We start from the raw sequence: 23,063 nt of genomic DNA on the forward strand, positions 1-23,063 counted from the left end.
AGGCGGTGGCGGCGGAGGTGCTGGTTCGGTCCTGGGCCGCGCCTCCCCCGCAGCCGCCGCATCCGGCGCGGTCCCGGGCGCGGTCGTGCTGCCGGCGGTCTGGCCGATCAGCGCGATCAGCATGAGGAACACAGCCAGCGCCGAGATAGCAAGGACAAGAGGTGATGGCGGCTGAAGGCCACGAAGACTCATGAGATATCAATCAGGAGAGTGCCGGGCCGACGAATCCTACAAGCCCATCAGGATTTCGTCGCGTTTCCGGGCAGCAGAGTCTCCCTGTCCTCGCTCCGACGACCGCTCCGTCGCGGACCACTGGCCGTCGGGTGACCCTCAGCCGCTGACGTACGCCGCCAGGTGCTCGCCGGTGAGCGTGGATCGGGCCGCGACCAGGTCGGCCGGCGTGCCTTCGAAGACGACGCGGCCCCCGTCGTGCCCGGCGCCCGGGCCGAGGTCGATGATCCAGTCGGCATGAGCCATGACCGCTTGGTGGTGCTCGATCACGATGACCGACTTGCCGGAGTCGACGAGTCGGTCGAGCAGACCCAGGAGGTTCTCGACATCGGCCAGGTGCAGGCCGGTGGTCGGCTCGTCGAGGATGTAGACCTCGCCCTTGTCGGCCATCTGGGTCGCCAGCTTGAGCCGCTGGCGCTCGCCGCCGGAGAGGGTGGTCAGTGGCTGGCCGAGGGACAGGTAGCCGAGCCCCACGTCGGCGAGCCGGTCGAGGACCCTGTGGGCGGCCGGCGTACGTGCCTCGCCCTCGGCTAAGAACTCCTCAGCCTCGGTCACCGACATCGCGAGGACCTCGGCGATGTTGCGACCACCGAGCGTGTACTCCAGCACGGACGCCTGGAACCGCCTGCCCTCGCAGTCCTCGCACGGGGACTCGACGGTCGCCATCACGCCAAGCTCGGTGTAGATGACGCCGGCGCCGTTGCACGTCGGACAGGCGCCCTCCGAGTTCGAGCTGAACAGTGCCGGTTTGACGCCGTTCGCCTTGGCGAAGGCCTTGCGGATCGGATCCAGCAGCCCGGTGTAGGTCGCCGGGTTGCTGCGTCGCGAGCCCTTGATCGCTCCCTGGTCGATCACGACCACGCCGTCGCGGCCGGCGACCGAGCCCTGGACCAGGGAGCTCTTGCCGGATCCGGCGACGCCGGTGAGCACGCACAACATGCCGAGTGGGATGTCGACGTCGAGGTTGTGGAGGTTGTTGGTCGAGGCGCCCCGGACCGCGAGCGTGCCGGTGGCGTCCCGCACCGACCCCTTCAGCGTGGCCCGGTCATCCAGGTGCCGGCCGGTGACGGTGTCGCTCCCCCGCAGCCCCCTGACCGTGCCCTCGAAGACGACCTCGCCGCCGCCGGTCCCGGCGCCCGGGCCGAGGTCGATCACGTGGTCGGCGATCGAGATCGTCTCCGGCTTGTGCTCCACGACGAGCACCGTGTTGCCCTTGTCGCGCAGCTGGAGCAGCAGGTTGTTCATCCGCTCGATGTCGTGGGGGTGCAGCCCGATCGTGGGCTCGTCGAAGACGTAGGTGACGTCGGTGAGCGAGGACCCGAGGTGACGGATCATCCTCGTCCGCTGCGCCTCGCCGCCGGACAGCGTGCCCGCCGGCCGGTCGAGGGAGAGATAGCCCAGACCGATCTCCGTGAACGCCTCGAACAGGTGCTGGAGGCCGGTGAGGAGCGGCGCGACCGACGGCTCGTCGAGCTCCCGAACCCACTCCGCCAGGTCGCTGATCTGCATCGCGCAGAGGTCCGCGATGTTCTTGCCCTTGATCCTCGAGGCGAGCGCCTCCTTCGTCAGACGCGTGCCGGCGCAGTCGGGACAGGTCTGGAACGTCACGGCCCGCTCCACGAACGCGCGGATGTGGGGCTGCATCGCCTCGACGTCCTTGGACAGGAACGACTTCTGGATCTGCGGGATCAGGCCGAGGTAGGTCAGGTTGATGCCGTCGACCTTGATCTTCGTGGCCTCGCGGTACAGGAGGTCGTCCCGCTCCTTCTTCGTGTACTTGCCGATCGGCTTGTCGGGGTCGAAGTAGCCGCAGCCGCGGAAGATCCGCCCGTACCACCCGTCCATGCTGTAGCCCGGGATGGTCAGCGCGCCCTCGTTGAGCGACAGGCTCTCGTCGTACAGGGCGGTCAGGTCGATGTCGCTGACGCTGCCGGTGCCCTCGCAGCGGGGGCACATCCCACCGAGGTAGACGGCGTCCCGTACGACGTCCTTCGCCACGCGCCCGCCCGCCTTCTCGGTGCTCATCACGCCGCTGGCCCTGCGGGTCGGGACGTTGAACGAGAACGCCGTCGGTGGCCCTACGTGCGGCCTGCCGAGCCGGCTGAAGAGGATCCGCAGCATGGCGTGGGCGTCGGTCGCGGTGCCGACCGTGGACCGCGGGTTCGCACCCATTCGCTCCTGGTCGACGATGATGGCCGTCGTCAGACCCTCCAGGCGGTCGACCTCCGGCCTGGCCAGCGTCGGCATGAACCCCTGCACGAATGCGCTGTAGGTCTCGTTGATCAGCCGTTGAGACTCGGCCGCGATCGTCTCGAACACCAGCGAGCTCTTGCCCGAGCCGGAGACCCCGGTGAACACCGTGAGGCGCCGCTTGGGGATCTCGACGCTGACGTCCTTGAGGTTGTTCTCCCGGGCGCCCTGGACCCGGATCAGGTCGTGGCTGTCGGCGGGGTGGGTGCTCATCGTGTCTCCGTCTTCGGGTTCCTACCGACGCTGCGGCTCAGACCAGTTCCTGGATGCGGATCTGGTTGCCGGCCGGGTCGCGGAAGGCGCAGTCGCGGACGCCGTACGGCTGCTGGGTCGGCTCCTGGACGACTTCGGCGTCGCGAGCCTGGACCCGCTCGAAGGTCGCGTCGAGGTCCCTGGTCGCCAGCAGGATCCAGCCGTAGGTGCCCTTGGCCATCATCTCCACGACGGTGCGGCGCTCGTCCTCCGTCACGCCGGGGTCGGCGGCGGGCGGGGCCAGCAGGATCGACACATCGGGCTGGTCGGCCGGCCCGACGGTGATCCAGCGCATCCTGCCTTCGCCGAAGTCGGTGCGGACCTCGAAGCCGAGGGCATCGCGGTAGAACGCCACGGACGCGTCCGGGTCGTCGTGTGGCAGGACGGTGGTGTGAATGGTGAGGCTCATGTCCGTGACGCTAGCTCCCGTCCTGCCGCCGATGCTTCTCGATTCCTGATCGGTCTGGTGATCTGCTTCGCCACGCACGGTGGCATGCCCTCGGTCGAGTGCGCCCCCTCACGTCGATAGACGCTGGGTGGCACGCCGACGAGCTCGGTGAAGCGGGTGCTGAAGGTTCCCAGGGAGGAGCAGCCGACCGCGAAGCACACCTCGGTGACGCTCAGGTCGCCGCGTCGCAGCAGAGCCATCGCACGCTCGATGCGCCGAGTCATCAGGTAGGAGTACGGCGACTCGCCGTACGCCTGCTTGAACTGGCGGCTGAGGTGCCCGGCGGACATGTGTGCGTCCCGTGCGAGAGCCTCGACGTCGAGCGGTTGGGCGTACTCCCGGTCGATGCGGTCGCGGACCCGACGCAGCCGGGCGAGGTTCTGCAGGTCGAGTGCAGCGGGGGGACTGCTGGCCACGTCTCTGATCATCTCACGATCACCGACAGGTGGGGGCTGAGCGCATCGAGGGGTCGACCTCGAGCTCGAGGCCGGGGCGCAGGACGTGCGAACGCGGTGATCAGGTCCAGTTGAGGCGCTCCCGCAGCAGTGATCGCTCGGCGGGATTCGCGGTCAGCGCGAGGGCGCGGGCGTCAGCCTGCTGGGCGTCGTCCCGCCGACCGAGCTCACGCAGGAGCTCGGCGCGGGTCGCGTGCCAGAGGTGGTACTCCGCGAGTGAGCTCTCGAGCTCGTCGACCGCTGCGAGCGCTTCCGCCGGACCCTGGACGTAGCGCAGCGCGATCGCACGGTGGAGCGCGGTCACGGGCGAGGCGGCCAGGTGGACGAGCATGTCGTAGAGCACGGCGATCTGGGTCCAGTCCGTGTCCTCCCAGCTGGGCGCTTCGGCATGGCAGGCGGCGATGGCGGCCTGCAGCTGGTATGGGCCGGGGCGCCGGTACGACGCGGCGCGTGCAATCGACCGACCCGCCTCGGCGATCGCCGCATGGTCCCAGAGCGACCGGTCCTGCCGCTGCAGCTGCACGATCTCGTCGTTCTCATCGAAGCGGGCCGCGGCTCGCGCTCGATGCAGTCGGATGAGTGACAGGAGGCCGGCAACCTCGGGTTCAGTCGGCATCAGGCGATGCAGCAGCGCGGCGAGGAACTCGGCGTCGTCTGTGAGGTCGCGCGACTGCGCCCGGTCGCCCCCGCTGGAGAGATAGCCCTCGTTGAACAACAGATAGATCACCGTGAGGACCTCGTCGAGCCGCGCCGGCAGTTCGTCGGGACCGGGGATGCGATACGGGATGGCGGCGTCGCTGATCTTCTGCTTCGCGCGGGTGATCCGTCGCGCTACCGCGCTCTCCCGGACGACGAGCGCTTTCGCAATCTGCGCCGTCGTCAGACCGCAGACCACCCGCAGCGTGAGAGCCACCTGCGCTGCCCGCGGAAGAGCGGGGTGACAGCACGTGAAGATGAGGCGCAGGCGATCATCGGGCTCCGGCTCGGTCGGCCAGGAGACTCCAGTCAGCTTCTCCCGGTGCCGCTTCTCGCGGCGGAGCACGTCGAGTCCACGGCGCCGCGCGACGGTGTACAGCCACGCGTCCGGTCGCTCCGGGATGCCCTCCACGGGCCACGTGCGCACCGCTGCCTCGATGGCCTCCTGCACCAGGTCCTCTGCGGCGGAGAAGTCGCCGACGAGGTGCACGAGCGATGCCGCGAGCCGGCCCGCGTGGTCGCGTACCACGCGGGCAAGCTCGGCGTCGACCGGTCCGCTCACGACCCGACCGGGCGGATCTCCACCACCGGGCACGCCGGCCACGACCTCGCGATGGCCAGCGCTTCGTCCAGGTCGTCAACCTCGACCACAGCGAAGCCGCTGATCACCTCCTTGCCCTCCACGAACGGCCCATCGGTGACCAGGGGTTCGCCTCGGTCCAGCCGCACCGTCGTGGCGGTGTTCGGCGGAAGCAGGTGCGTGTGGTGAGTGATCTTGTCTGAGTGGTCGGCGAACCACTGGTTCACCCGGTCGTAGGCGCGTGCGCGCTCGAGCTCGCTCATGCCGGCGAGCTCGGAGGCGAACTCCTCGGTGTCGACGAACATCAGCACATACTTCACTGGCAGGCCCCTCGGTCGTCGGTGTTGAGCGGCGCCCACAGGTCGACGCCGTTGCCGTCCGGGTCCAGCACGGTGGCGTACCGCATGCCCCAGAACGCATTCCACGGCTGGCGCTCGCCCCGGTAGCCGGCCTCCACGAGCCGAGCGTACTGAGTGTCGACCTCTGCGGCCGTGTCCATGCCGAAGCACAGGAAGACCGGTGGGCTTCCGGCGCCGCGGACCCATCCGGGCCGGGCCGCCGAGGTCAGCGTCTCCGCGTCGAGCATCAGGTGAAGGCCGTTCGGCAGGTCGCAGCTGGCGTGGTCGGGCATCGAGGGATCGACCTTGAGCTCCAAGCCGAGGTGGCGGTAGAACTCGATCGACTTGGGCAGGTCCGCGACGATGATGTCGAGGCTGTTCAGCGTCGGGCTCATCTTGGACTCCTTTCGCAGGTGGGCGTGCTGTCACCTACTAGACGTCCGGGCGCGGCGCCGATCGGACACCGCCGGGAGATTTCTCTTCATCCGGCCCATCGGGTGCCGACGCGGGTGCCGAAGCGCCCCGGGAACGCCGCCGGCGACGTACCATTGAGGCATGGCGACGATGCCGGATGACGTCGGGGTCGACGCGTTGCTGGACAGCTCGCCCGAACCGGGCGTCCACACTTCGGCTGCGGCCGAGCTGGCCTTTCTGATGGGCCTCGTCGCGGTGCTCTCGGCGCCGTTCTCGATCACCTCCGGGGTCTCCGTCGGCACCGGCGTCGCGGCGCTGGGACTGGGCGTGGTCGGCATGGTGATGACGAGCAAGAAGTACGTCGCCGGGAAGGCGCTGGTCCCCCTCAGCCTGGTCCTGGCCGTTGTCGCGATCGCGGTGGTCGGCCTGCGTTTCCTCGGCGTCGACACCGCCTTCGGTGACGCCTGGGTGCCGACGATCACGGGTTGGCTGGACGCGCTCAACGCCAAGATGGGCTACTAGCCGCGGCCCCTGCTAGCCTCCGGCGAGAGCCGAGGAGGCGGGATGACGGTCGTCGGACTGGTGCTGGCAGCGGTCGCCGCGGCGCTCCATGTGTACATCTGGGTGATGGAGTCGCTGACCTGGACCACCGAGCGGACCCGCGCCACGTTCGGCACCACCGCGCAGCAGGCCGAGGCGACCCGCGAGCTCGCCTTCAACCAGGGCTACTACAACCTGTTCCTCGCGCTGATCACCTTCGCGGGCATCGCGCTCTACTGGGCAGACGAGACCACGGTCGGTGCGACGATGGTGTTCTGCGGCGCCGGCTCGATGGTCGCCGCCGGTCTGGTCCTGCTCGTCTCGTCGCCGGACAAGGCGCGCGCCGCGCTGACGCAGCTCACTCCCCCGCTGATCGGTGTCGCCGCGCTAGCGATCGCCGTGCTGGACTGAGCGGGGAGCTCGACCGGGTCGCCGGTCAGCTGGCCTCGAGCCAGGACCCGGTACTGGAGATGACCACGAGCCGGTGGACGTCGCACATGCCGGCTTCGGTGACCGGGTCCCGGTCACAGCTCGGGAACGTGCAGGCCTCACCGCCGACGCGTGAGTGACCGGCGGCTCGACCCGCGCCGTGCGAGGGAACTGCGCCCATGGCTGACCTCCGATCCTGGTGGAGCTGATGGTGCTCGCTCCCCGCCGATGCAAACCTCGGCGCCGGTCGATCCACAGTCGCACACAGAGGCGCGCTGCGGAGCGGATCGCCGATGTCCCCGGGGGTTTTCCGGGAAGTGCGCCCGGCGGGGCTCACCCGGTCGGCTCGGTCCGCGGCGTGCGACGCTGCCCCACGACCGCCAGCGCCGACGCGGCGGCGACCAGCGTTCCCAGCCCCAGCAGCGTCGTCGCCCCCACGACCTGCTGGGTCAGCAGCACGAAGAGGTACGGCGCCGCGAATCCCAGGTAGGTGAGGGCGTAGAACACGGCATTGACCGTCGCGCGGTCGTCGGGCTTCGTCAGCACCTCGACCCGGCTCAGCCCTCCGACCATCAGCAGCCCATAGGCCCCGCCCAGCAGCGGTGCCACGAGGAAGAGCATCCACACGTGCGGCGCCACGAACATCACCGCGGTCAGGAGCAACCCGACGGCCGCCAGCGCCATCCCCACCCATAGCGTCCGCCCCCGCGCATGGTGCTCCATCCGCTTCCCGAGGGGCTGGATCCCGACGCCTGCGACGAGCGTCGTCCCGGTCACCACGGCGTTCGTCGCGATCGGCAGCGTCGCGACGTGCACCGCCGTCGGGGCGATCGCGAACGCGGTGGTCGCAGTCCCGAACACCCATGGCGCGGTCAGCGGGACCACGCCCAGGAACTCGCGTTGCCGGAGCACGGCACGCGCGCCCGCCCAGCGGCCCGGTCCCGCCACAGCACGCGGACAAGCGTCCCGCCGGGCGGGTTCGACAGGAGTCGACCACAACAGGGTGCCGGTGACAGCGGCGAGCAGCAGATGCACCGTGTAGGGCAGCACAGCCGGACTCGGCGACCACTGCGCGACCAGGCCAGCCACCAGCGGCCCGCCGCCGAAACCGAGGGACAGGGCGACGGTCGCGCGTCGTGCGCCGGTGCCCGAGCTGTCCGCGGGCGACAGGTCCATGAGCCACGCCGTGCCCGGCGCCAGCACCGCCCCCGTGGCGACACCCGCGACGAAACGACCGAGGAGGACGAGCCAGTCGTGCTCGGCCCCGGCCATGATCAGGACCGAGCCGGCGGCTGAGAGGAGCACCGACCACCGGACCGGAGTCCGCCGGTCGACCCGGTTCGAGATCGCCGCGACGACCAGGAGCGCCGGGATGAGTCCGGCCGCGTAGACCCCCACCGCGCTCGACACGAACGCCTCCGAGCGGTGACCGGTCCCCCGGTAGACCTCCAGCAGACCGGCGAACTGGTTCGCGCCCCACCCCACGCAGGTCATCGCCGACGCGACGCGCAGCCACGGTGCGAGACGGCTCGCCATGCCTCACCTCCTCCGGTCAGACCGGAGGCTACGGCGTGCCGGTGGCGAGCGAGTAGGCGGTCGGGCGGCTCGGTCTAGTCGAGATCGTCGGCCTCGCTCGGACGCTCGTCCGGGCTGGACGTCTGCACCGACCGGGCGCCGGTGCCCTCGGGGTCATCGACCCGCTCGTCGGACTCCCGCAGGATCTGCTCGGCCTGGTCGTGCGGATCCGCGCTCCCGGCAGTGTCCTCCTCGGGCAGCAGCTCGGCACGGGAGTCCACGCGGTCGTCGTCGGCCTTCTCGCCCTGGTGCTCGGTCATGCCCGGGGCATTACCCATTCGGCGGGGCTTCGGTCAGGTCGTGGAGCAATCCGTCCACGCGGAGGCGGAGGTCGGCGAACCCGATCCCGCCCTCCTGGACGACGCCGACGAGCCGGGCGGCCAGCTCCCGGACCTTCACGTTGCGGTTGCGCGACCACCAGCGAAGCATGGCGAACGCGGCGTCGGCGTCCAGCCCGTAGGCCAGCATGATCGCGCCCTTGGCCTGCTCGATGGTGCCCCGCGCCTCCACGGTGGCCTCGACGGCGTCGTGGATCTCGTGGCCGACGATCTGCTCGACGTCCGCGGAGAGGTCGATGTAGTAGCCCTGGACGAGCGTTGACTCGCCCGGGGCGCACACGCCGCCCTCTCCCACCAGCACCACCCGGCGCTCGGTGTCGTCGGCGCCCAGGATCCGGTAGGAGATCGCGAACGGGTCACCGGTGTGGGACGCCCGCTTCAGGTCGGCCAGCACCCGCTCGCGGTCGTCGGGGTGCTTGGCACCCATCACCAGGTCGGTGGTGGGCACGACGGCGCCGGGCGCATAGCCGTGGATCCGGAACACCTCGTCGTCCCAGTCCCATTTGCCGGTGGCTGCGTCGAAGGAGAACCGGCCCGTCGGGCGGCTGGGCAGTGGTGCCTGCATGGACTGATAGTGCCACCAGTCAGCCTGCGTGGGGGGCGATCCGCACGGCTGGCCGGACAAGCCTGGGTTCTGCCGAGTCAGGCCGCTCTGGGCCGACGTCCGCGCGTCAGGGGCGGAGCATCACCTTGATGGCACGGCGCTCGTCCATGGCCCGGTAGCCCTCGGGCGCCTCCTCCAGCGGGAGCGTCAGGTCGAACACCCGGCCGGGGTCGATCCGGCCCGCGACGACGAGCTCGAGCAGCTCGGGCAGGTAGCGACGCACCGGGGCCATGCCACCACGGACGCCGACGTTCTTCTCGAAGAGCTTGCGAATCGGCAGCTCGACGCCGTGCGGGACGCCGACGAAGCCGACCCCGCCGCCCGGGCGGGTCGCGCTGATCGCCGTACGCATCGCGTCGTCGGTGCCGACGCACTCGAGGGCGGCGTCGACACCGATCCCGCCGGTGATCTCGCGGACCTCGGCGACGCCTTCGCGCCCCCGCGCGGCGACCACATGGGTGGCGCCGAAGGCCCGGGCGAGGCTCTGCCGGGGCTCGTGCCGGGACATGGCGATCACCGTCTCGGCACCCATCACCGACGCGGCGAGGACGCCGCACAGGCCGACCGCCCCGTCGCCCACGACCATCACCGTCCCACCGGCTCGCACACCGGCCGCGACGGCCGCGTGCCAGCCGGTGGGCATCACGTCGGTCAGAGCCAGCACGGACGGCAGCTCGTCGGCGGACGGAACGCCATCGGTAACGACCAGGCTTCCGTCGGCCTGGGTGACCCGCGCGTACTCGGCCTGCCCACTGCTCGTGATGCCGAGGTTCACACAGGCCGAGTGCGCGCCGAACCGGCAGTTCGGGCACGAGTTGTCACAGTGGCAGAACGGCACGATGACGAAGTCGCCTGGCTTGACCGATGTCACTGCGCTGCCGACCTCCTCGACCACACCGACGCACTCGTGGCCGATCGTCGAACCGCCCCGAATCGGGTTCTCGCCACGGTAGGGCCACAGGTCCGAGCCACAGATGCACCCGGCCGTGACCTTGACGATGGCGTCCGTGGGCTGCTCGATGGCCGGGTCGGGGACCTCCTCGACGCGGATGTCGCCGGGGGCGTGAATTGTCGTGGCGCGCACGGTGTGCGATCCTGCCAGAGCTCCTCACGGCGCTGCCCACGGCCGCCAGAAACTCTCGACGCTCCTACCGGCTAGCCCGGTTTGCGTTATCTCATATATGAGTTACCGTCGATGGTATGACGCTCGACGACGACACCGGCGACTACAAGGGCCGCATCGGCAACCTGATCCGAGACGCCCGTAAGCACCGCGGGCTGACGCAGGCGCAGCTCGCCGAGCGCCTCGGCACCAGCCAGAGTGCGATCAACCGGATCGAGAAGGGGCATCAGAACCTCTCGTTGGAGATGCTGGCGCGGATCGGCAGTGCCTTGGACTCCGAGATCGTCGCGCTCGGTGCCGGACCGATTCACCTCCGGGTCAAGGGCCCGACGACGCTGACCGGCAGCATCGACGTGAAGACGTCGAAGAACGCCGGTGTCGCTCTGCTGTGCGCGTCCCTGCTGAACCGCGGCCGGACGACGCTGCGCAAGGTGGCCCGCATCGAGGAGGTCAACCGCCTGCTCGAGGTGCTCGCCAGCCTCGGCGTGCAGGCACGGTGGATCAACGCCGACAACGACCTCGAGATCGTCCCGCCCAAGGACCTCGACTTCTCCAAGATCGACGAGGAGGCGGCGCGCCGGACGCGCTCGGTGATCATGTTCCTCGGCCCGCTGCTGCACCGTGCCGAGACCTTCGAGCTGCCCTACGCCGGCGGCTGCAACCTCGGCACCCGGACCGTCGAGCCGCACATGTCGGCGCTGCGGCCGTTCGGCCTCGACGTGAAGGCCTCGGACGGCTGGTACCACGCCCAGGTCAACCGGGCCATCGTGCCGGGTCGCCCGATCGTGCTGACCGAGCGCGGCGACACGGTCACCGAGAACGCACTCATGGCGGCGGCTCTCCATCCCGGCACCACCGTGATCCGGAACGCGTCGTCGAACTACATGGTCCAGGACCTCTGCTTCTTCCTGCAGGCGCTGGGCGTCGAGGTCGACGGGATCGGTACGACGACGCTGACCGTGACCGGACGCGAGACCATCGACGTCGATGTCGACTACTCCCCCAGCGAGGACCCGATCGAGGCGATGTCGCTGTTGGCTGCCGCCATCGTGACCCGCTCCGAGATCACCATCCGCCGGGCGCCGATCGAGTTCCTCGAGATCGAGCTCGCGATGCTGGAGGAGATGGGATTCCGCTACGACCTCTCCGAGGAGTACGTCGCCGCCAACGGCCGGACCCGCCTGGTCGACATCATCACCCGCGCGTCGGAGCTCGTCGCGCCGCGCGACAAGATCCACCCGATGCCGTTCCCGGGCCTCAACATCGACAACCTGCCGTTCTTCGCGGTCATCGCCGCGGTCGCCGAGGGCCAGACCTACCTGCACGACTGGGTCTACGACAACCGGGCGATCTACCTCACCGAGCTCAACAAGCTGGGTGGCCGGGTCACGCTGCTCGACCCCCATCGGGTGATGATCGAGGGTCCGACCTCGTGGACCGGTGCCGAGCTGATCTGTCCTCCGGCACTGCGCCCGGCCGTCGTGGTGCTCCTGGCGATGCTGGCGAGCAAGGGCACGTCGGTGCTGCGCGGCACCTACGTCATCCACCGCGGCTACGAGGACCTCGCCGAGCGGCTCAGCTCCCTGGGCGCGGACATCGAGACGTTCCGGGACATCTAGATGGTCCGGGCGCGCCTGCGGACCGGACGGCGCCGCAAGCCGACGCCGAGTCCTCCCGTCGCGCTGCCCGTCTGGAAGTACCTGCCGGAGGGCAAGGTGCTCGCGTTCGCTCATCGCGGCGGTGCCTACCACCCCGAGATCGAGGGCCTGGAGAACACGCTCGCGGCGTTTCGGCACGCGGCCGAGCTCGGCTACGACTACCTGGAGACCGACGTCCACCTGACGAGGGACGGCGTGCTGCTGGCCTTCCACGACGCCGTTCTCGACCGGGTCACCGACCGCGTGGGCGCCGTGCGGGACCTCACCCTCGCGGATATCCGACGGGCACGGATCGCAGGACGGGAGCAGGTGCCCACCCTGGTCGACCTGATCGACTCGTTCCCGCAGTCCCGGTTCAACATCGACATCAAGTCCGAGGCCGCGGTGGCCCCGCTCGCCGCGCTCGTGCGCGAGCGCCAGCTGTGGGACCGTGTGCTCGTCGGGTCCTTCTCACGGAGCCGGATCCGCCGCTTCCGGCGACTGACCGAGGGCCGGGTCCCCACGGCGGCGGACCCGTGGGAGACGATCATGTTCCGATTCTCCCCCTCTGCCCGGCTCGCGACCCTCCTGGCCGGCGGTTCCTTCGCGGCGTTCCAGGTGCCGCACCGCCGCGGTCCCTTCGTCGTCGTCACCCCGGGCTTCCTCCGGCGGGCCCATGCCACGGGCCACCAGGTGCACGTATGGACCGTGGACGACCCCGCCGAGATGGCCGAACTGCTCGACCGCGGGGTCGACGGCCTCTTCACGGACCGCACCGACCTGCTCAAGGATGTCCTCCAGGCGCGAGGCCAATGGTGGCCGGCGCCGGGAGGGAACGCCTGATGAATCCGACTGATGGTGGTCCGACGGGCATCGCGGACCTCGCGCCGCTGCACCGCTCCAAGGAGCAGCGGGCCTGGTTCTTCTACGACTGGGCCAACTCGGCGTTCGCGACGACGATCGCGGGTGTCCTGTTCGCGCCCTACCTGATCTCCGTTGCCGAGCAGGCCGCGTGCGGCTTCGTCGGCGATGACGACCGGAGGTGCCGCGAGAGTCTCGAGCTGCTCGGGCTGGCCATCTCGCCGGGGTCGCTCCCGTCGTACGTCATCACCCTGTCGACGGTGCTCGGCGCCCTGCTCTACCCCTTGATCGGGGCGATCGCCGACCGCACCGCGAACAAGCCGGGAATGCTCGCCGGCTTCGCCTGGACCGGCGCGCTCGCGGCCGCGATGCTGTTCTTCCTGGTCGGCGACAACTGGCTGTTCGGCAGCCTGGTCTTCATCGTCGCCAACCTCTCGTTCGGCGCCTCGACCGTCATCAACGACTCGATCCTGCCGCTGATCTCCGAGGAGTCGGAGCGGGACCGGGTCTCGTCGATTGGCTGGGCCTACGGCTACGCCGGCGGAGGGCTCCTGCTCGCGGTGAACTTCGCCGTGGTGACGTTCAACGACACCCTCGGGCTGAGCACGGCGACGGCGGTGCGTCTCTGCATGCTGTCGGGCGCGATCTGGTGGGCGGCGTGGACGATCATCCCGTGGCGCGGCATCCGGCCGCGGGACCCCGCCGCTGTCGAGCAGGTCGCGGGTGGACTGCTGGCCCGCTCCTTCGGCCAGCTGTGGGCGACGCTGAAGGACCTGCGCAACTACCCCATGGCGCTGACGTTCCTGGTCGCCTATCTGTTCTTCAACGACGGGATCCAGACCGTGATCGCCTCGGCGGCGATCTTCGGCGAGAAGGAGCTCGGCTTCGCCACCGGCACCGTGTTGGGGGCCTACCTCCTGGTCCAGTTCGTGGCCGTGTTCGGCGCGGTCGGCTTCGGCAGGCTGGCCGGCCGGCTGGGCGCCAAGCGCGTGATCTTGACCGGTCTGGCCATCTGGATGGTCATCGTGACCGTCGCGCTGTGGATCCCCGAGGAGAGCCTGGTCCCGTTCCTGCTGCTCGCGGTCGCCATCGGCATCGTGCTCGGCGGGACCCAGGCGCTGGCGCGCTCCTACTTCTCGCTGTTCATCCCACGTGGCAAGGAGGGTGAGTACTTCAGCCTCTACCACGCGATGGACCGCGGGACATCCTGGCTGGGCACCCTCACCTTCGGCCTGGTCTACCAGTTCTCCGGCTCCTATCGGCCGGCGGTCTTCGCGCTGATCGCGTTCTTCGCGCTGGGTGCACTCCTCCTGCTGCGGGTCGACACCGAGCGCGGGATCCGCGAGGCGGGCAACAAGCGGCCCCCGGTCATCTGAGGCTGCCGATTTACGGTTGGAACCTTTTACCCGCGGGTAGCGTTGATGGGTAAGGCGGCGTCGGTCCTCGACGTCCGGGGAGATCCCTCGGCGACCTGCCGCCTGTCCCCTCAATCATCCGGGGGCAGAGAACGTGAGGGAGAGGTAGCCATGGCCGAACGCACGTTGCGCGGCGCCCGTCTGGGTGGCCAGTCGTTCGAGGACGAGCGGGGGATCGAGTTCGCCGCCCGTCAGCAGGTCGGGTACCGCTGTCCGCAGGGACACGAGTTCGAGATCACCATGTCGATCGAGGCCGAGGTGCCGGCGGTCTGGGAGTGCCCGCGGTGCGGTCTCGAGGCCGAGAGCACCTCGGGGATCGAGCGCGAGGTGAAGGCTGAGAAGCCTCAGCGCACACACTGGGACATGCTTCTGGAGCGCCGCTCGGAGAAGGAGCTCGAGGAGATTCTCACCGAGCGGCTCGAGCTGCTCCGCGGCGGCGAGATCGGCCCGGCGCACCTGCACCGAGCCAACGCCCGCAAGCGGAAGGCCGCCAGCAAGACCTCCTGAGGCTACTCAGGCGGGTCGATGACCTCGCCCCGGACGACGGCTCCCCCGCCCGTCGGTCCGGGGCTGGTCTTTCTCACCACGCTGTTCGTGGCGTACGACGTCAGCAGCCTGCGGAACAGCGGCCGGGTCGCGGGAAGGATGAGCAGGATCCCGAGGCCGTCGGTGACGAAGCCGGGGGTGAGCATCAACGCGCCGCCGAGCACGATCAGGGCCCCGTCCGCGAGCTCCCGGTGCGGCATCCGCCCGGTCTCGATCCGGTCCCGCAGCGCTGCCCATGCGCGCCGTCCCTCGCGTTTGATGAGCCAGGCGCCGATGATGCTGTCGAGGACGAGCAGGAGGATGGTCCACCAGGGCCCGATCACCTGGCCGACCTGGATCAGGACGACGATCTCGACGATCGGCATCACCACGAACGCCACGAAGAGGACGACCGCCCACCGACGACCCCGGCCTCGGCTCATGGCTGGCCCGCGCGGACGTTCCTGTGGAGCAGCTGCTGCCACCGCTCGCGTATGCCCCAGTAGGTGATCCGCTTGAGCGACTCCACGGCGACCTGCCCGCTCATCTTCGACTCGCCGCGGACCCGCTCGACGAACTCGATCGGAACCTCGCGCACGGTCAGCCCGGCGCGGAGCGTGCGCGCCACCAGATCGGTCTGGAAGACGTAGCCGGTGGAGCGCACCTCGTCGAGCTGGATCTTCTCGAGTGTCGCGCGTCGGTACAGCCGGAAGCCCGCCGTCGCGTCCCGGACACCGATGCCGAGCAGCAGACGCACGTAGAGGTTCCCGCCGCGGGAGAGCACCTCACGCTGCCACGGCCAGTTGACCACCGATCCCCCCCGCACCCAACGGGAGCCGATCACGAGGTCGGCCTCGCGCAGCGCGACCCGCAGCCGGCGAAGCTGCTCCGGCTGGTGGGAGCCGTCGGCGTCCATCTCCCCGATCACGTCGTACCCCCGTTCGAGGCACCATCTGAACCCGGTCAGGTACGCGGCGCCGAGCCCGCCCTTGGCGGTTCGGTGCAGCACGTGGACCTGCCCGTCGGCGGAAGCCAGCTCGTCGGCGATCCGACCGGTTCCGTCGGGCGAGCCGTCGTCGACGACCAGCACGTCCACGTCGGGCTCCGTGCGTCGCAGCCGGTCGATGATCAAGGCGATGTTGCCCGCCTCGTTGAAGGTGGGGAGCACCATCACGGTGCGATCGGGGTCGTGCATCTGCTCAGGCAACAGGAGCCTCATTCGGGGTCGGGGACGGCGCGGGCGTCTCCTCGTCCGGTTCGACCCGCGCGGGCCCGGCAAACTCTCGCTCTCGACGGTACGCGACGATGCCAGCGACGAGAGCAGCAAGCGTCAGGACGGTGAACAGGCGTGACGGCCACACGCCCATCCGCATCGCCGGCGTCAGACCCGCGCTGAGCTCCACCCGCTCCACGAGGACGGCGGTGGTCCGCGGGTCCGCGGACGCCACGACGGTGCCGTCCGGGGCGATCACCCCCGTGCGTCCGTTCGTCGAGGCCACGACGAGCCAGCGGCCCGCCTCGATCGCCCGCAGCCGGGTGATCGCGAACTGCTGTTCCACCTGGTGGGTGAAGATGAAGCTCGCGTTGCTGGTCTGCACGGTCAGCAGGTCGGCGCCGGCACGCACCTGCTCGCGCATCACGTCGTCGTAGGCGATGTCGAAGCAGATCGCGTCGGCCACCTCGATCCCAGCCACCCGGAGCGGCGCGGTCCGGGTGCCGCTCTTCATGTCCCGCGTGATGAGGGCGAGCTGGCCGAACTTCGGCTCCCAGTAGCGGCGGTACGGGATGTACTCGCCGTACGGCACCGGGTGCTGCTTGGTGTAGCGGTCGCCGGGACCGGTCACCGGGTCCCAGACGATCCCCTGGTTGAGCACGTGATCGCGGCCCTCGTCGACGATTCCCCCGACCATGACCGGCACCCCGACCGCGGAGACCGCGGTGCGGATGCCGTCGTTGACGGCGACATCGGTGAACGGGTCGACCGCAGTGGAGTTCTCGGGCCACACGACGAAGTCAGGGCGTGGCTGCTCCCCGGTCGCGACATCGAGGGCCAGGCGCACGGTCGCGTCGACGTGGTTCTGCGTCACGCCTCGGTGGTCCCAGAGGATGTCGTTGCCCGGTCCGGGCACGTCGCCCTGCACGGCCGCGACTGTCGCCGTGCCGTCCAGTGGAGGGTCGTAGGGCGCCACCGCCGGGACCATGAGCAGCGCCAGCAGACCGACCAGCGCGGCGCCCGTCGTGCGCGCAGGCCTCGCGTCGACGACCCGACGATCGCCGCCCCGAGGCCGGACGGCCGGTGCGAGGGCCTCGACGAGTCGGGCGACCAGGAAGCCGGTGAGGGCGAGCAGGAAGGAGAGACCGGTCAGGCCGACGTAGGCCGCGGCCGGTGCGACGGGAGTGTCGACCGCGGCGAAGGAGAGCCGCCCCCACGGCATGCCGCTGAAGGGCCAGCCGCTCCGGACGGTCTCCATCGTGGTCCACGCGGCGGCCAGCCACAGCGGCCAGGCGGGGAGCCTTCGGATCACCGGGACGGCGAGTCCGAGCAGCCCGTAGAAGACCGCCTCCACGGCGGCCAGTGCCACCCAGGCGTCCGGCCCGACCGAGCCGCGCATCCACTCGATGTGCGTGAAGTAGAAGCTGACCCCGAAGACGAGCCCGACCGCTCCGGACCGCCAGACGCTGAGACCGCGGGTGGCGAGCGCATACAGGGCGACACCGAACGGCAGCAGCCAGGGCAGGGTGATCGGCTCGAAGGAGGCGGTCACCAGGAGTCCCCCGAGGACCGCGATGAGCGAGCGGATCAGCACGGACAGAGCGTAGTCGCGTCGTGCACCTCGGCGGGGAGTGGAGGTCGATCAGGCGCGGAAGGGTCCGAGCCGCCTTCGGACCATCCCGACTCTCGACCGGGTGCCGACGCCGGGATGTTGTCTAGGGGGACCCGAACCCTTCCGGCTCGCTCTCGAGGAGCGAACCGACCTCCGCGAACCGTTGTCGGGCGGAGCTGGTGCTACTCCCCCATCGGACGGCCACTCGGACGTCGGTCCGCCTGCCACGACCTGCACGAGCGAACGTCTCCGTACTCTGATCAGACGTGGCGCCGCTGTCAACCGCCCGCTGACCTGCGCAGACGTGTGTTGTCGCAGGTCAGGATGGGGCACCGGGAACGGCAAAATGACGAGAAAATCAGCGCGCGCCCGGCGTGTCGCCTGCGGCACGCCGGATCGGGTGTTCGTCAGCTGCTGACGGGTCGGTTCTCGTAGTACGTCGAGAGCACGATCGTGGTGCGCGTGGAGACGTTCGCGACGGTGCGGACCCGTGCGAGCAGCGCTTCCAGCGCGGCCGGGGTCGTGGACCGCACCTTGAGGACGTAGGACTCCTCACCGGCCACCGACCAGCAGGACTCGATCTCCGGCATGTCGACGAGCCGGTCCGGGCAGTCGTCGGGCTGTGAGGGGTCGATCGGGCGGATCGCGATGAACGCGGTCAGCGGCATGCCGATCTCGGCGTAGTTGACGGTGGCGCCGTAGCCGAGGATCAGGCCTCGCTGCTCGAGCCGCTTCACCCGCTGGTGCACGGCAGAGGTGGAGAGCCCCGTGGCCCGGCCGAGATCGGTGTAGGACATCCGCCCGTCCTTGGCCAGGAGCTCCAGGATCTGCCGGTCGATCACCTCGACCGCCTGACTGCTCTGACTCACGCAGTCACACTAGGGCACGCACGGCCCGGGAGCCGTAGGCTGTCTCGCGATGACCGGACGCCTGCTTCTCCTCGACACCGCGAGCCTCTACTTCCGCGCCTACTTCGGCGCGCCGGAGATCCTCGCCCCCGACGGCACCAACGTGAACGCGGTGCGTGGCCTGCTCGACTACATCTCCCGGCTCGTTGAGCAGTACCAGCCCACCGACCTGGTGTGCTGCTGGGACGACGACTGGCGACCCCAGTGGCGGGTGGACCTGCTGCCGACCTACAAGGCGCACCGGGTCGTCGCCGAGGTGGCGGGCGCCCCCGACATCGAGGAGGTGCCCGACCCGCTCGAGGTGCAGGTACCGATCATCCGTGAGGTGCTGAGGGCATTCGGGATCGCGGTCATCGGTGCCCCCGGCTACGAGGCCGACGACGTGATCGGCACCCTCGCCACCGACGCCGGTCAGCCGGTCGACGTCGTCACTGGTGACCGTGACCTCTTCCAGCTCGTGGACGACGAGGCCGAGGTCCGGATCCTCTACGTCGGCCGTGGCGTCGGCCGCCACGAGCGCGTCGACGAGGCGTGGGTCGTCGAGAAGTACGGCGTGCGCCCCGGGCAGTACGCCGACTTCGCGACCCTGCGGGGCGACCCGTCGGACGGGCTCCCCGGGGTCAAGGGCATCGGGGAGAAGACTGCCGCCGCGCTCCTTCAGAAGTACGGCGACATGTCCGGTATCCGCGCCGCCGCGCTCGACCCGACCAGCGACATGGGCCCGGCGCCCCGGCTGCGGATCAACGAGGCCGCTGCCTACCTCGACGTCGCGCCCACGGTCGTCGCCGTGGCCCGTCACCTGGATCTCCCCCGCGACGGCCTGGCGGTCCCGCGGGTCGCCGTCGCGGCCGCGGACCTCGAGGAGCTGGCCGAGCGCTGGGGGCTCACGACGCCGGTCAGCCGGCTCACAGCCGTGCTCGCGGGACTGCCTGCGCCCGAGGAGGTGGACCCGGTCTAGTCGCTCGCGACGATCCCGCGGCGGAGCAGCCTCACCAGGGCGCGCGCGGTGTCGCGGACCGGCGTGCCCGAGGCTGCGTCGGCGATCTGGCCGGCGAAGTCGATCAGCTGCTTCATCTGCCGCACGAAGTCTCCGGCTGTCTGGTCGTTGCGAAGGAGCACCTCGTCGAGGTCCTCCCCGCCGGCCCACCGGAAGGCGGTCCAGGCGAAGCCCGGGTCGGGCTTGCGGAGGAAGTCGAGGCGGTGTGCCCTCTCCAGCGCCTCCAGCTCGCTCCAGAGCCGGATCATCGCGTCGATGGTGGTCGAGATCGCCCCGCCGGGCAGGTTGGCCGGTCCCTCCTCGGGACGTCGCGCCTCGTAGACCAGCGCCGACAGGACCGCGCCGAGCTGCTGCGGCGTCAGGTCGTCCCAGAGGCCGGTGCGCAGTGACTCCGCGGCCACGAGATCGAGGTCGGAGTAGATCCGCATCAGACCGCGGCCGCGATCGGTGACCCTGTCGCCGTCGAGGTACTCGAGGGCCTCCAGCACCTCGCACACCCGGTCGAACGTCCGGGCGACCGTGTTGGTGCGCCGCTCGATCCGCTGCTCCAGGGTCTTCGCATCCTTGTCGAGCTTGGCATGGCGATCGGCCCAGCGTGCATGGTCCTCCCGGTCCGCGCAGCCGTGGCAGGGGTGCTCCCGGATCCGGGTCCGCAGATCGGCGACCTGTCGCGCCGTGTCGGCGTCCATCGTGCCGCGCTCTGCCCTCGGCTTGGTGACCGAGAGCGGCAACGTCCGGACCGCCTCGCGGACCGCCTGCGCGATGTCCTTGCGCTGGTGCGGGTTGCGGGCGTCGACCCGCTTCGGGAGCCGGATCCGAGCGACCGGCTCGACCGGCACTGGGAAGTCCATCATGGCCAGCCGGCGGCCCTGTCGCTCTGCGGTGATCACCAACGGCCGGTGGCCCTGGTCGGAGAGACCGGGGTCGACCACGACGGCCGGGCCAGCGAACTTCCCGACCGGCACCACGATGACGTCTCCCGGCCGCAGCCGCTCGAGCGAGGCCTCGGCCTCGCCGCGGCGGTCGTGCCGTCGTACCTTGCTGGCGGCCTTCTCGAGGTCGGTGACCTGGCGCCGCATCGCGGCGTACTCCATGAAGTCGCCCAGGTGGCACTGGGCCGCCTCGGCGTATCCCTGCAGGGCGTCCTCGGCCTTGCGCAGCTGGCGGGCCAGGCCCACCACCGCGCGGTCGGCCTGGAACTGCGCGAACGACTGCTCCAGGAGCTCACGGGCGGTGTGCCGGCCGTAGGAGTGCACCAGGTTGACCGCCATGTTGTACGACGGTCGGAACGACGAGCGCAGCGGGTACGTGCGGGTCGAGGCGAGCCCTGCCAGCTCCCGCGGGTTCATGCCGGGCTGCCACAGCACGACGGCGTGGCCCTCGATGTCGAGGCCGCGGCGGCCGGCTCGGCCGGTCAGCTGGGTGTACTCCCCCGGCGTGATGTCGGCGTGCGTCTCGCCGTTCCACTTGCTCAGCTTCTCCAGCACGACCGTCCGAGCCGGCATGTTGATGCCGAGGGCGAGCGTCTCGGTCGCGAAGACCACCTTCACCAGTCCACGGAGATACAGCTCCTCGACGCACTCCTTGAACGCCGGCAGCATGCCGGCGTGGTGCGCGGCGACGCCACGCGAGGTCGCGTCGAGGAACTCGTGGTAGCCCAGCACGTGGAGGTCGTCCGGGGGCAACCCTCCCAGAGCGCGCTCGACGATGGCGATCGCCTCGTCGCGCTCCTCGGGTGTGGTCAGGCGGACGTTGGCGTCCAGGCACTGGCGCACCGCTGCGTCACAGCCGGCGCGGCTGAAGATGAAGAAGAGCGCTGGAAGCAGGTTGTCGCGCTCCAGGCGGTCGATCACGTCGAGACGCCCGGGTATCCAGATTCGGCGCCCGCTGCCGACGTTGCGGCTGCCAGGTCCCCCCTGGCGGCTGCCCCGGGGGGTGCGTCGGTCCTTGAGCCGGGACGACGCCCAGTCGTCGCGCGCCAGTCGCATCAGCTCGTCGTTGACCGGCGCACCCTCGCGGACGAAGCCGGCAGCGGCGTCCACGTCGGAGGACGCGAAGAGGTCGAGCAGCCGGCGCCCCACCATGACGTGCTGGAACAGCGGCACCGGCCGCCGCTCCGCGACGATCGTCCGGATCGACCCACGGACGGTCTCGAGCCACTCGCCGAACTCCTCCGCGTTGGAGACCGTTGCCGAGAGCGAGATCACCGACACCGACTCCGGCAGGTGGATGATCACCTCCTCCCACACCGCACCACGCGCGCGGTCGGCGAGGTAGTGCACCTCGTCCATCACCGCGAAGCCGAGCCCGACGAGCGTCCGAGACCGGGCGTAGAGCATGTTGCGCAGCACCTCGGTCGTCATCACGACGATCGGCGCCTCACCGTTGATCGAGGTGTCACCGGTCAGCAGGCCGACCCTGTCGGCACCGTACCGCTCGACGAGGTCGTGGTACTTCTGGTTGGAGAGCGCCTTGATCGGTGTCGTGTAGAAGCACTTCCGGTCCGTCTCGAGCGCCAGGTGGACGGCGAACTCGCCCACCACCGTCTTGCCGGCGCCGGTCGGTGCCGCGACGAGCACCCCGTGCCCCTCCTCCACCGCCCTGCAGCCTTCGACCTGGAACTCGTCCAGGTCGAAGGGGAATCCGCTAGCGAAGTCCCGGAACACCGGATGCCCCTTGTCTCGCTGGTACGCGGCGTACCGCTCCGCGGGCGTCGGCTCGCCGGCGCCGGTCGTCATGCCCACACCTGTGCGGCGCCGGGCACGGACTCGACCGTCAGCGGGAGCGGCCCGAACCGCTCGCCGTCGGCGTACCCGACGATTCCCGCGCACGCGACCGTCACCGTCCGCACCCGGTGTCGCTCGTACTGCGGGTGGGTGACGTGGCTGCCGTCGTACAGCTTCGGAAAGGTCCTCACCAGCTCCATCTTGCCCATCGGCTTGATGAGAACCACGTCGAGGAGGCCGTCGTGCAGGTCCGCGCCGTGCGTGATGCGGAGTCCGCCGCCGAACGACGGACCGTTGCCGACGGCGACCAGCATCGCGTCGACACGGCGTTGGACGCCGTCGAGCTCGAGGACATAGTGGAGCGGCTCGAAGACGCGGAGCTCTGCGAGGGTGGCCAGGTTGTAGCGCATCCGCCCCCGGGGCCAGGACATCCGGTTGGCGCGCTCGTTGACCACCGCGTCGAATCCGGCGGCCAGCACGTTGCCGAAGTAGCGGTCGCCGATCCGGGCGAGGTCGACCGCTCGTGGGGCGCCGCGAATGAGCCGGCCGGCGGCCGCTACGGCGTCGCGCAGCGGGATGTCGAGGACCCGGGCGAAGTCGTTGCCCGTGCCTGCCGGAAGGATCCCGAGCGGCACCGGCGTGCCGGCCACCGCCTGCAGGCCGAGGTTGACCATCCCGTCCCCTCCGCACACGACCAGCAGGTCCGGCTCCTGCCCGACCGCCGTGCGGGCGAGGTCTCCGGCCTCGTCGGCGTCCCGGCCGCTGAGCGACGTCGTCCGCCACCCGGCCCCATGGAGCCGGGGCAGCGCCGCATCCCGCACCCGAGCGCCGCGCCCCTTGCCGGCGGTGGGGTTGGTCAGGACGACGGCGTGGCGAGGCACAGGTGAAGGCTAGGG

23 protein-coding genes and 1 pseudogene are annotated in these 23,063 nt (G+C 70.2%); 7 read left to right on the top strand and 17 right to left on the bottom strand.

Annotation, left to right across the window (positions count from 1 at the left end; all coding sequences use genetic code 11):
- Positions 1-330 precede the first annotated feature (330 nt).
- The 6 genes from E7Z54_RS00990 to E7Z54_RS01015 all read right to left on the bottom strand — a co-directional run bounded on the left by E7Z54_RS00990 (position 331) and on the right by E7Z54_RS01015 (position 5,645).
- Positions 331-2,694, bottom strand: a complete 2,364-nt coding sequence (locus tag E7Z54_RS00990; protein WP_136430957.1) for an ATP-binding cassette domain-containing protein — start codon at positions 2,692-2,694, stop codon at positions 331-333.
- 37 nt (positions 2,695-2,731) lie between these two features.
- Entirely contained in the window at positions 2,732-3,142 is a 411-nt protein-coding gene (locus E7Z54_RS00995) for a VOC family protein (RefSeq protein ID WP_136430958.1), read from the bottom strand.
- Entirely contained in the window at positions 3,139-3,609 is a 471-nt protein-coding gene (locus E7Z54_RS01000) for a helix-turn-helix transcriptional regulator (protein ID WP_136430959.1), read from the bottom strand. The genes E7Z54_RS00995 and E7Z54_RS01000 overlap by 4 nt, the downstream gene beginning before the upstream one ends.
- An 88-nt stretch (positions 3,610-3,697) precedes the next feature.
- Positions 3,698-4,894 (bottom strand): RNA polymerase sigma factor, encoded by a 1,197-nt coding sequence (locus E7Z54_RS01005; protein WP_136430960.1) that lies wholly within the window; start codon positions 4,892-4,894, stop codon positions 3,698-3,700.
- Complete coding sequence (locus E7Z54_RS01010) at positions 4,891-5,232, bottom strand: YciI family protein (protein WP_168798098.1); 342 nt, start codon at positions 5,230-5,232, stop codon at positions 4,891-4,893. Before E7Z54_RS01010 ends, E7Z54_RS01005 begins: the two co-directional genes overlap by 4 nt.
- Complete coding sequence (locus E7Z54_RS01015) at positions 5,229-5,645, bottom strand: VOC family protein (protein ID WP_136430961.1); 417 nt, start codon at positions 5,643-5,645, stop codon at positions 5,229-5,231. Before E7Z54_RS01015 ends, E7Z54_RS01010 begins: the two co-directional genes overlap by 4 nt.
- Before the next feature lie 160 nt (positions 5,646-5,805).
- Between E7Z54_RS01015 and E7Z54_RS01020 the strand changes: the two genes are divergently transcribed.
- Positions 5,806-6,186, top strand: a complete 381-nt coding sequence (locus E7Z54_RS01020) for a hypothetical protein (protein WP_136430962.1) — start codon at positions 5,806-5,808, stop codon at positions 6,184-6,186.
- A gap of 42 nt (positions 6,187-6,228) precedes the next feature.
- Positions 6,229-6,615 (top strand): DUF1304 domain-containing protein, encoded by a 387-nt coding sequence (locus E7Z54_RS01025; protein ID WP_136430963.1) that lies wholly within the window; start codon positions 6,229-6,231, stop codon positions 6,613-6,615.
- Between the two features lie 25 nt (positions 6,616-6,640).
- Here the strand turns inward: E7Z54_RS01025 and E7Z54_RS22790 are convergent, their stop codons facing one another.
- The 5 genes from E7Z54_RS22790 to E7Z54_RS01045 all read right to left on the bottom strand — a co-directional run bounded on the left by E7Z54_RS22790 (position 6,641) and on the right by E7Z54_RS01045 (position 10,234).
- Positions 6,641-6,814: a hypothetical protein gene (locus tag E7Z54_RS22790; RefSeq protein ID WP_168798099.1), complete on the bottom strand. Its 174-nt coding sequence runs from the start codon at positions 6,812-6,814 to the stop codon at positions 6,641-6,643.
- 152 nt (positions 6,815-6,966) lie between these two features.
- Positions 6,967-8,169, bottom strand: a complete 1,203-nt coding sequence (locus tag E7Z54_RS01030) for an MFS transporter (RefSeq protein ID WP_136430964.1) — start codon at positions 8,167-8,169, stop codon at positions 6,967-6,969.
- 74 nt (positions 8,170-8,243) lie between these two features.
- A complete protein-coding gene (locus E7Z54_RS01035; RefSeq protein ID WP_136430965.1) occupies positions 8,244-8,468 on the bottom strand; it encodes a hypothetical protein in 225 nt (74 codons plus the stop codon).
- 10 nt (positions 8,469-8,478) lie between these two features.
- Positions 8,479-9,111 (bottom strand): PAS and ANTAR domain-containing protein, encoded by a 633-nt coding sequence (locus E7Z54_RS01040; protein ID WP_136430966.1) that lies wholly within the window; start codon positions 9,109-9,111, stop codon positions 8,479-8,481.
- Between the two features lie 106 nt (positions 9,112-9,217).
- Positions 9,218-10,234, bottom strand: coding sequence for a zinc-dependent alcohol dehydrogenase family protein (locus E7Z54_RS01045; protein WP_136430967.1), 1,017 nt, complete (start codon positions 10,232-10,234; stop codon positions 9,218-9,220).
- Positions 10,235-10,356: 122 nt separating this feature from the next.
- Here E7Z54_RS01045 and E7Z54_RS01050 point away from each other — a divergent pair.
- The 4 genes and pseudogenes from E7Z54_RS01050 to E7Z54_RS01065 form a co-directional block, all read left to right on the top strand.
- A pseudogene (locus E7Z54_RS01050) lies at positions 10,357-11,892 on the top strand (UDP-N-acetylglucosamine 1-carboxyvinyltransferase); the annotation flags it as partial.
- On the top strand, positions 11,893-12,753 hold the full coding sequence (locus tag E7Z54_RS01055; protein ID WP_136430969.1) for a glycerophosphodiester phosphodiesterase family protein: 861 nt from the start codon (positions 11,893-11,895) through the stop codon (positions 12,751-12,753).
- The gene (locus E7Z54_RS01060; RefSeq protein ID WP_136430970.1) at positions 12,753-14,147 is read left to right on the top strand and encodes an MFS transporter; all 1,395 of its coding nucleotides are present in this window, start codon (positions 12,753-12,755) and stop codon (positions 14,145-14,147) included. Before E7Z54_RS01055 ends, E7Z54_RS01060 begins: the two co-directional genes overlap by 1 nt.
- Positions 14,148-14,297: 150 nt before the next feature.
- Complete coding sequence (locus tag E7Z54_RS01065; protein ID WP_136430971.1) at positions 14,298-14,693, top strand: RNA polymerase-binding protein RbpA; 396 nt, start codon at positions 14,298-14,300, stop codon at positions 14,691-14,693.
- Between the two features lie 2 nt (positions 14,694-14,695).
- Here the strand turns inward: E7Z54_RS01065 and E7Z54_RS01070 are convergent, their stop codons facing one another.
- The 4 genes from E7Z54_RS01070 to E7Z54_RS01085 all read right to left on the bottom strand — a co-directional run bounded on the left by E7Z54_RS01070 (position 14,696) and on the right by E7Z54_RS01085 (position 18,405).
- Complete coding sequence (locus E7Z54_RS01070; protein ID WP_136430972.1) at positions 14,696-15,154, bottom strand: FxsA family protein; 459 nt, start codon at positions 15,152-15,154, stop codon at positions 14,696-14,698.
- Positions 15,151-15,906 carry a polyprenol monophosphomannose synthase gene (locus tag E7Z54_RS01075; protein WP_206055944.1) on the bottom strand — a complete coding sequence of 252 codons (756 nt, stop codon included), beginning with the start codon at positions 15,904-15,906 and terminating at the stop codon, positions 15,151-15,153. The genes E7Z54_RS01070 and E7Z54_RS01075 overlap by 4 nt, the downstream gene beginning before the upstream one ends.
- Before the next feature lie 4 nt (positions 15,907-15,910).
- Positions 15,911-17,518, bottom strand: coding sequence for an apolipoprotein N-acyltransferase (lnt, locus tag E7Z54_RS01080; RefSeq protein ID WP_240769445.1), 1,608 nt, complete (start codon positions 17,516-17,518; stop codon positions 15,911-15,913).
- Positions 17,519-17,943: 425 nt separating this feature from the next.
- Positions 17,944-18,405 carry an Lrp/AsnC family transcriptional regulator gene (locus E7Z54_RS01085; RefSeq protein ID WP_240769446.1) on the bottom strand — a complete coding sequence of 154 codons (462 nt, stop codon included), beginning with the start codon at positions 18,403-18,405 and terminating at the stop codon, positions 17,944-17,946.
- Between the two features lie 49 nt (positions 18,406-18,454).
- Here E7Z54_RS01085 and E7Z54_RS01090 point away from each other — a divergent pair, with 49 nt between their 5' ends.
- Positions 18,455-19,402 carry a 5'-3' exonuclease gene (locus tag E7Z54_RS01090; RefSeq protein ID WP_136430974.1) on the top strand — a complete coding sequence of 316 codons (948 nt, stop codon included), beginning with the start codon at positions 18,455-18,457 and terminating at the stop codon, positions 19,400-19,402.
- Here E7Z54_RS01090 and E7Z54_RS01095 read toward each other — a convergent pair.
- On the bottom strand, positions 19,399-22,179 hold the full coding sequence (locus tag E7Z54_RS01095) for a DEAD/DEAH box helicase (protein WP_136430975.1): 2,781 nt from the start codon (positions 22,177-22,179) through the stop codon (positions 19,399-19,401). The two genes, E7Z54_RS01090 and E7Z54_RS01095, sit on opposite strands and share 4 nt — an antisense overlap.
- Positions 22,176-23,048, bottom strand: a complete 873-nt coding sequence (locus E7Z54_RS01100; protein ID WP_136430976.1) for a diacylglycerol kinase — start codon at positions 23,046-23,048, stop codon at positions 22,176-22,178. Before E7Z54_RS01100 ends, E7Z54_RS01095 begins: the two co-directional genes overlap by 4 nt.
- Positions 23,049-23,063: the final 15 nt, after the last annotated feature.

The organism is Nocardioides sp. (assembly GCF_004803405.1).
GTDB lineage: Bacteria > Actinomycetota > Actinomycetes > Propionibacteriales > Nocardioidaceae > Nocardioides > Nocardioides vastitatis.

Coding starts and splice junctions, on each gene's coding strand:
- E7Z54_RS01075 (WP_206055944.1), bottom strand. CDS start 15,906: ATGCACGACCCCGATCGCACCGTGATGGTGCTCCCCACCTTCAACGAG.
- E7Z54_RS00995 (WP_136430958.1), bottom strand. CDS start 3,142: ATGAGCCTCACCATTCACACCACCGTCCTGCCACACGACGACCCGGAC.
- E7Z54_RS01095 (WP_136430975.1), bottom strand. CDS start 22,179: ATGACGACCGGCGCCGGCGAGCCGACGCCCGCGGAGCGGTACGCCGCG.
- E7Z54_RS01020 (WP_136430962.1), top strand. CDS start 5,806: ATGGCGACGATGCCGGATGACGTCGGGGTCGACGCGTTGCTGGACAGC.
- E7Z54_RS01000 (WP_136430959.1), bottom strand. CDS start 3,609: ATGATCAGAGACGTGGCCAGCAGTCCCCCCGCTGCACTCGACCTGCAG.
- E7Z54_RS01065 (WP_136430971.1), top strand. CDS start 14,298: ATGGCCGAACGCACGTTGCGCGGCGCCCGTCTGGGTGGCCAGTCGTTC.
- E7Z54_RS01015 (WP_136430961.1), bottom strand. CDS start 5,645: ATGAGCCCGACGCTGAACAGCCTCGACATCATCGTCGCGGACCTGCCC.
- E7Z54_RS22790 (WP_168798099.1), bottom strand. CDS start 6,814: ATGGGCGCAGTTCCCTCGCACGGCGCGGGTCGAGCCGCCGGTCACTCA.
- E7Z54_RS01070 (WP_136430972.1), bottom strand. CDS start 15,154: ATGAGCCGAGGCCGGGGTCGTCGGTGGGCGGTCGTCCTCTTCGTGGCG.
- E7Z54_RS01090 (WP_136430974.1), top strand. CDS start 18,455: ATGACCGGACGCCTGCTTCTCCTCGACACCGCGAGCCTCTACTTCCGC.
- E7Z54_RS01040 (WP_136430966.1), bottom strand. CDS start 9,111: ATGCAGGCACCACTGCCCAGCCGCCCGACGGGCCGGTTCTCCTTCGAC.
- E7Z54_RS01030 (WP_136430964.1), bottom strand. CDS start 8,169: ATGGCGAGCCGTCTCGCACCGTGGCTGCGCGTCGCGTCGGCGATGACC.
- E7Z54_RS01035 (WP_136430965.1), bottom strand. CDS start 8,468: ATGACCGAGCACCAGGGCGAGAAGGCCGACGACGACCGCGTGGACTCC.
- E7Z54_RS00990 (WP_136430957.1), bottom strand. CDS start 2,694: ATGAGCACCCACCCCGCCGACAGCCACGACCTGATCCGGGTCCAGGGC.
- E7Z54_RS01025 (WP_136430963.1), top strand. CDS start 6,229: ATGACGGTCGTCGGACTGGTGCTGGCAGCGGTCGCCGCGGCGCTCCAT.
- E7Z54_RS01060 (WP_136430970.1), top strand. CDS start 12,753: ATGAATCCGACTGATGGTGGTCCGACGGGCATCGCGGACCTCGCGCCG.
- E7Z54_RS01055 (WP_136430969.1), top strand. CDS start 11,893: ATGGTCCGGGCGCGCCTGCGGACCGGACGGCGCCGCAAGCCGACGCCG.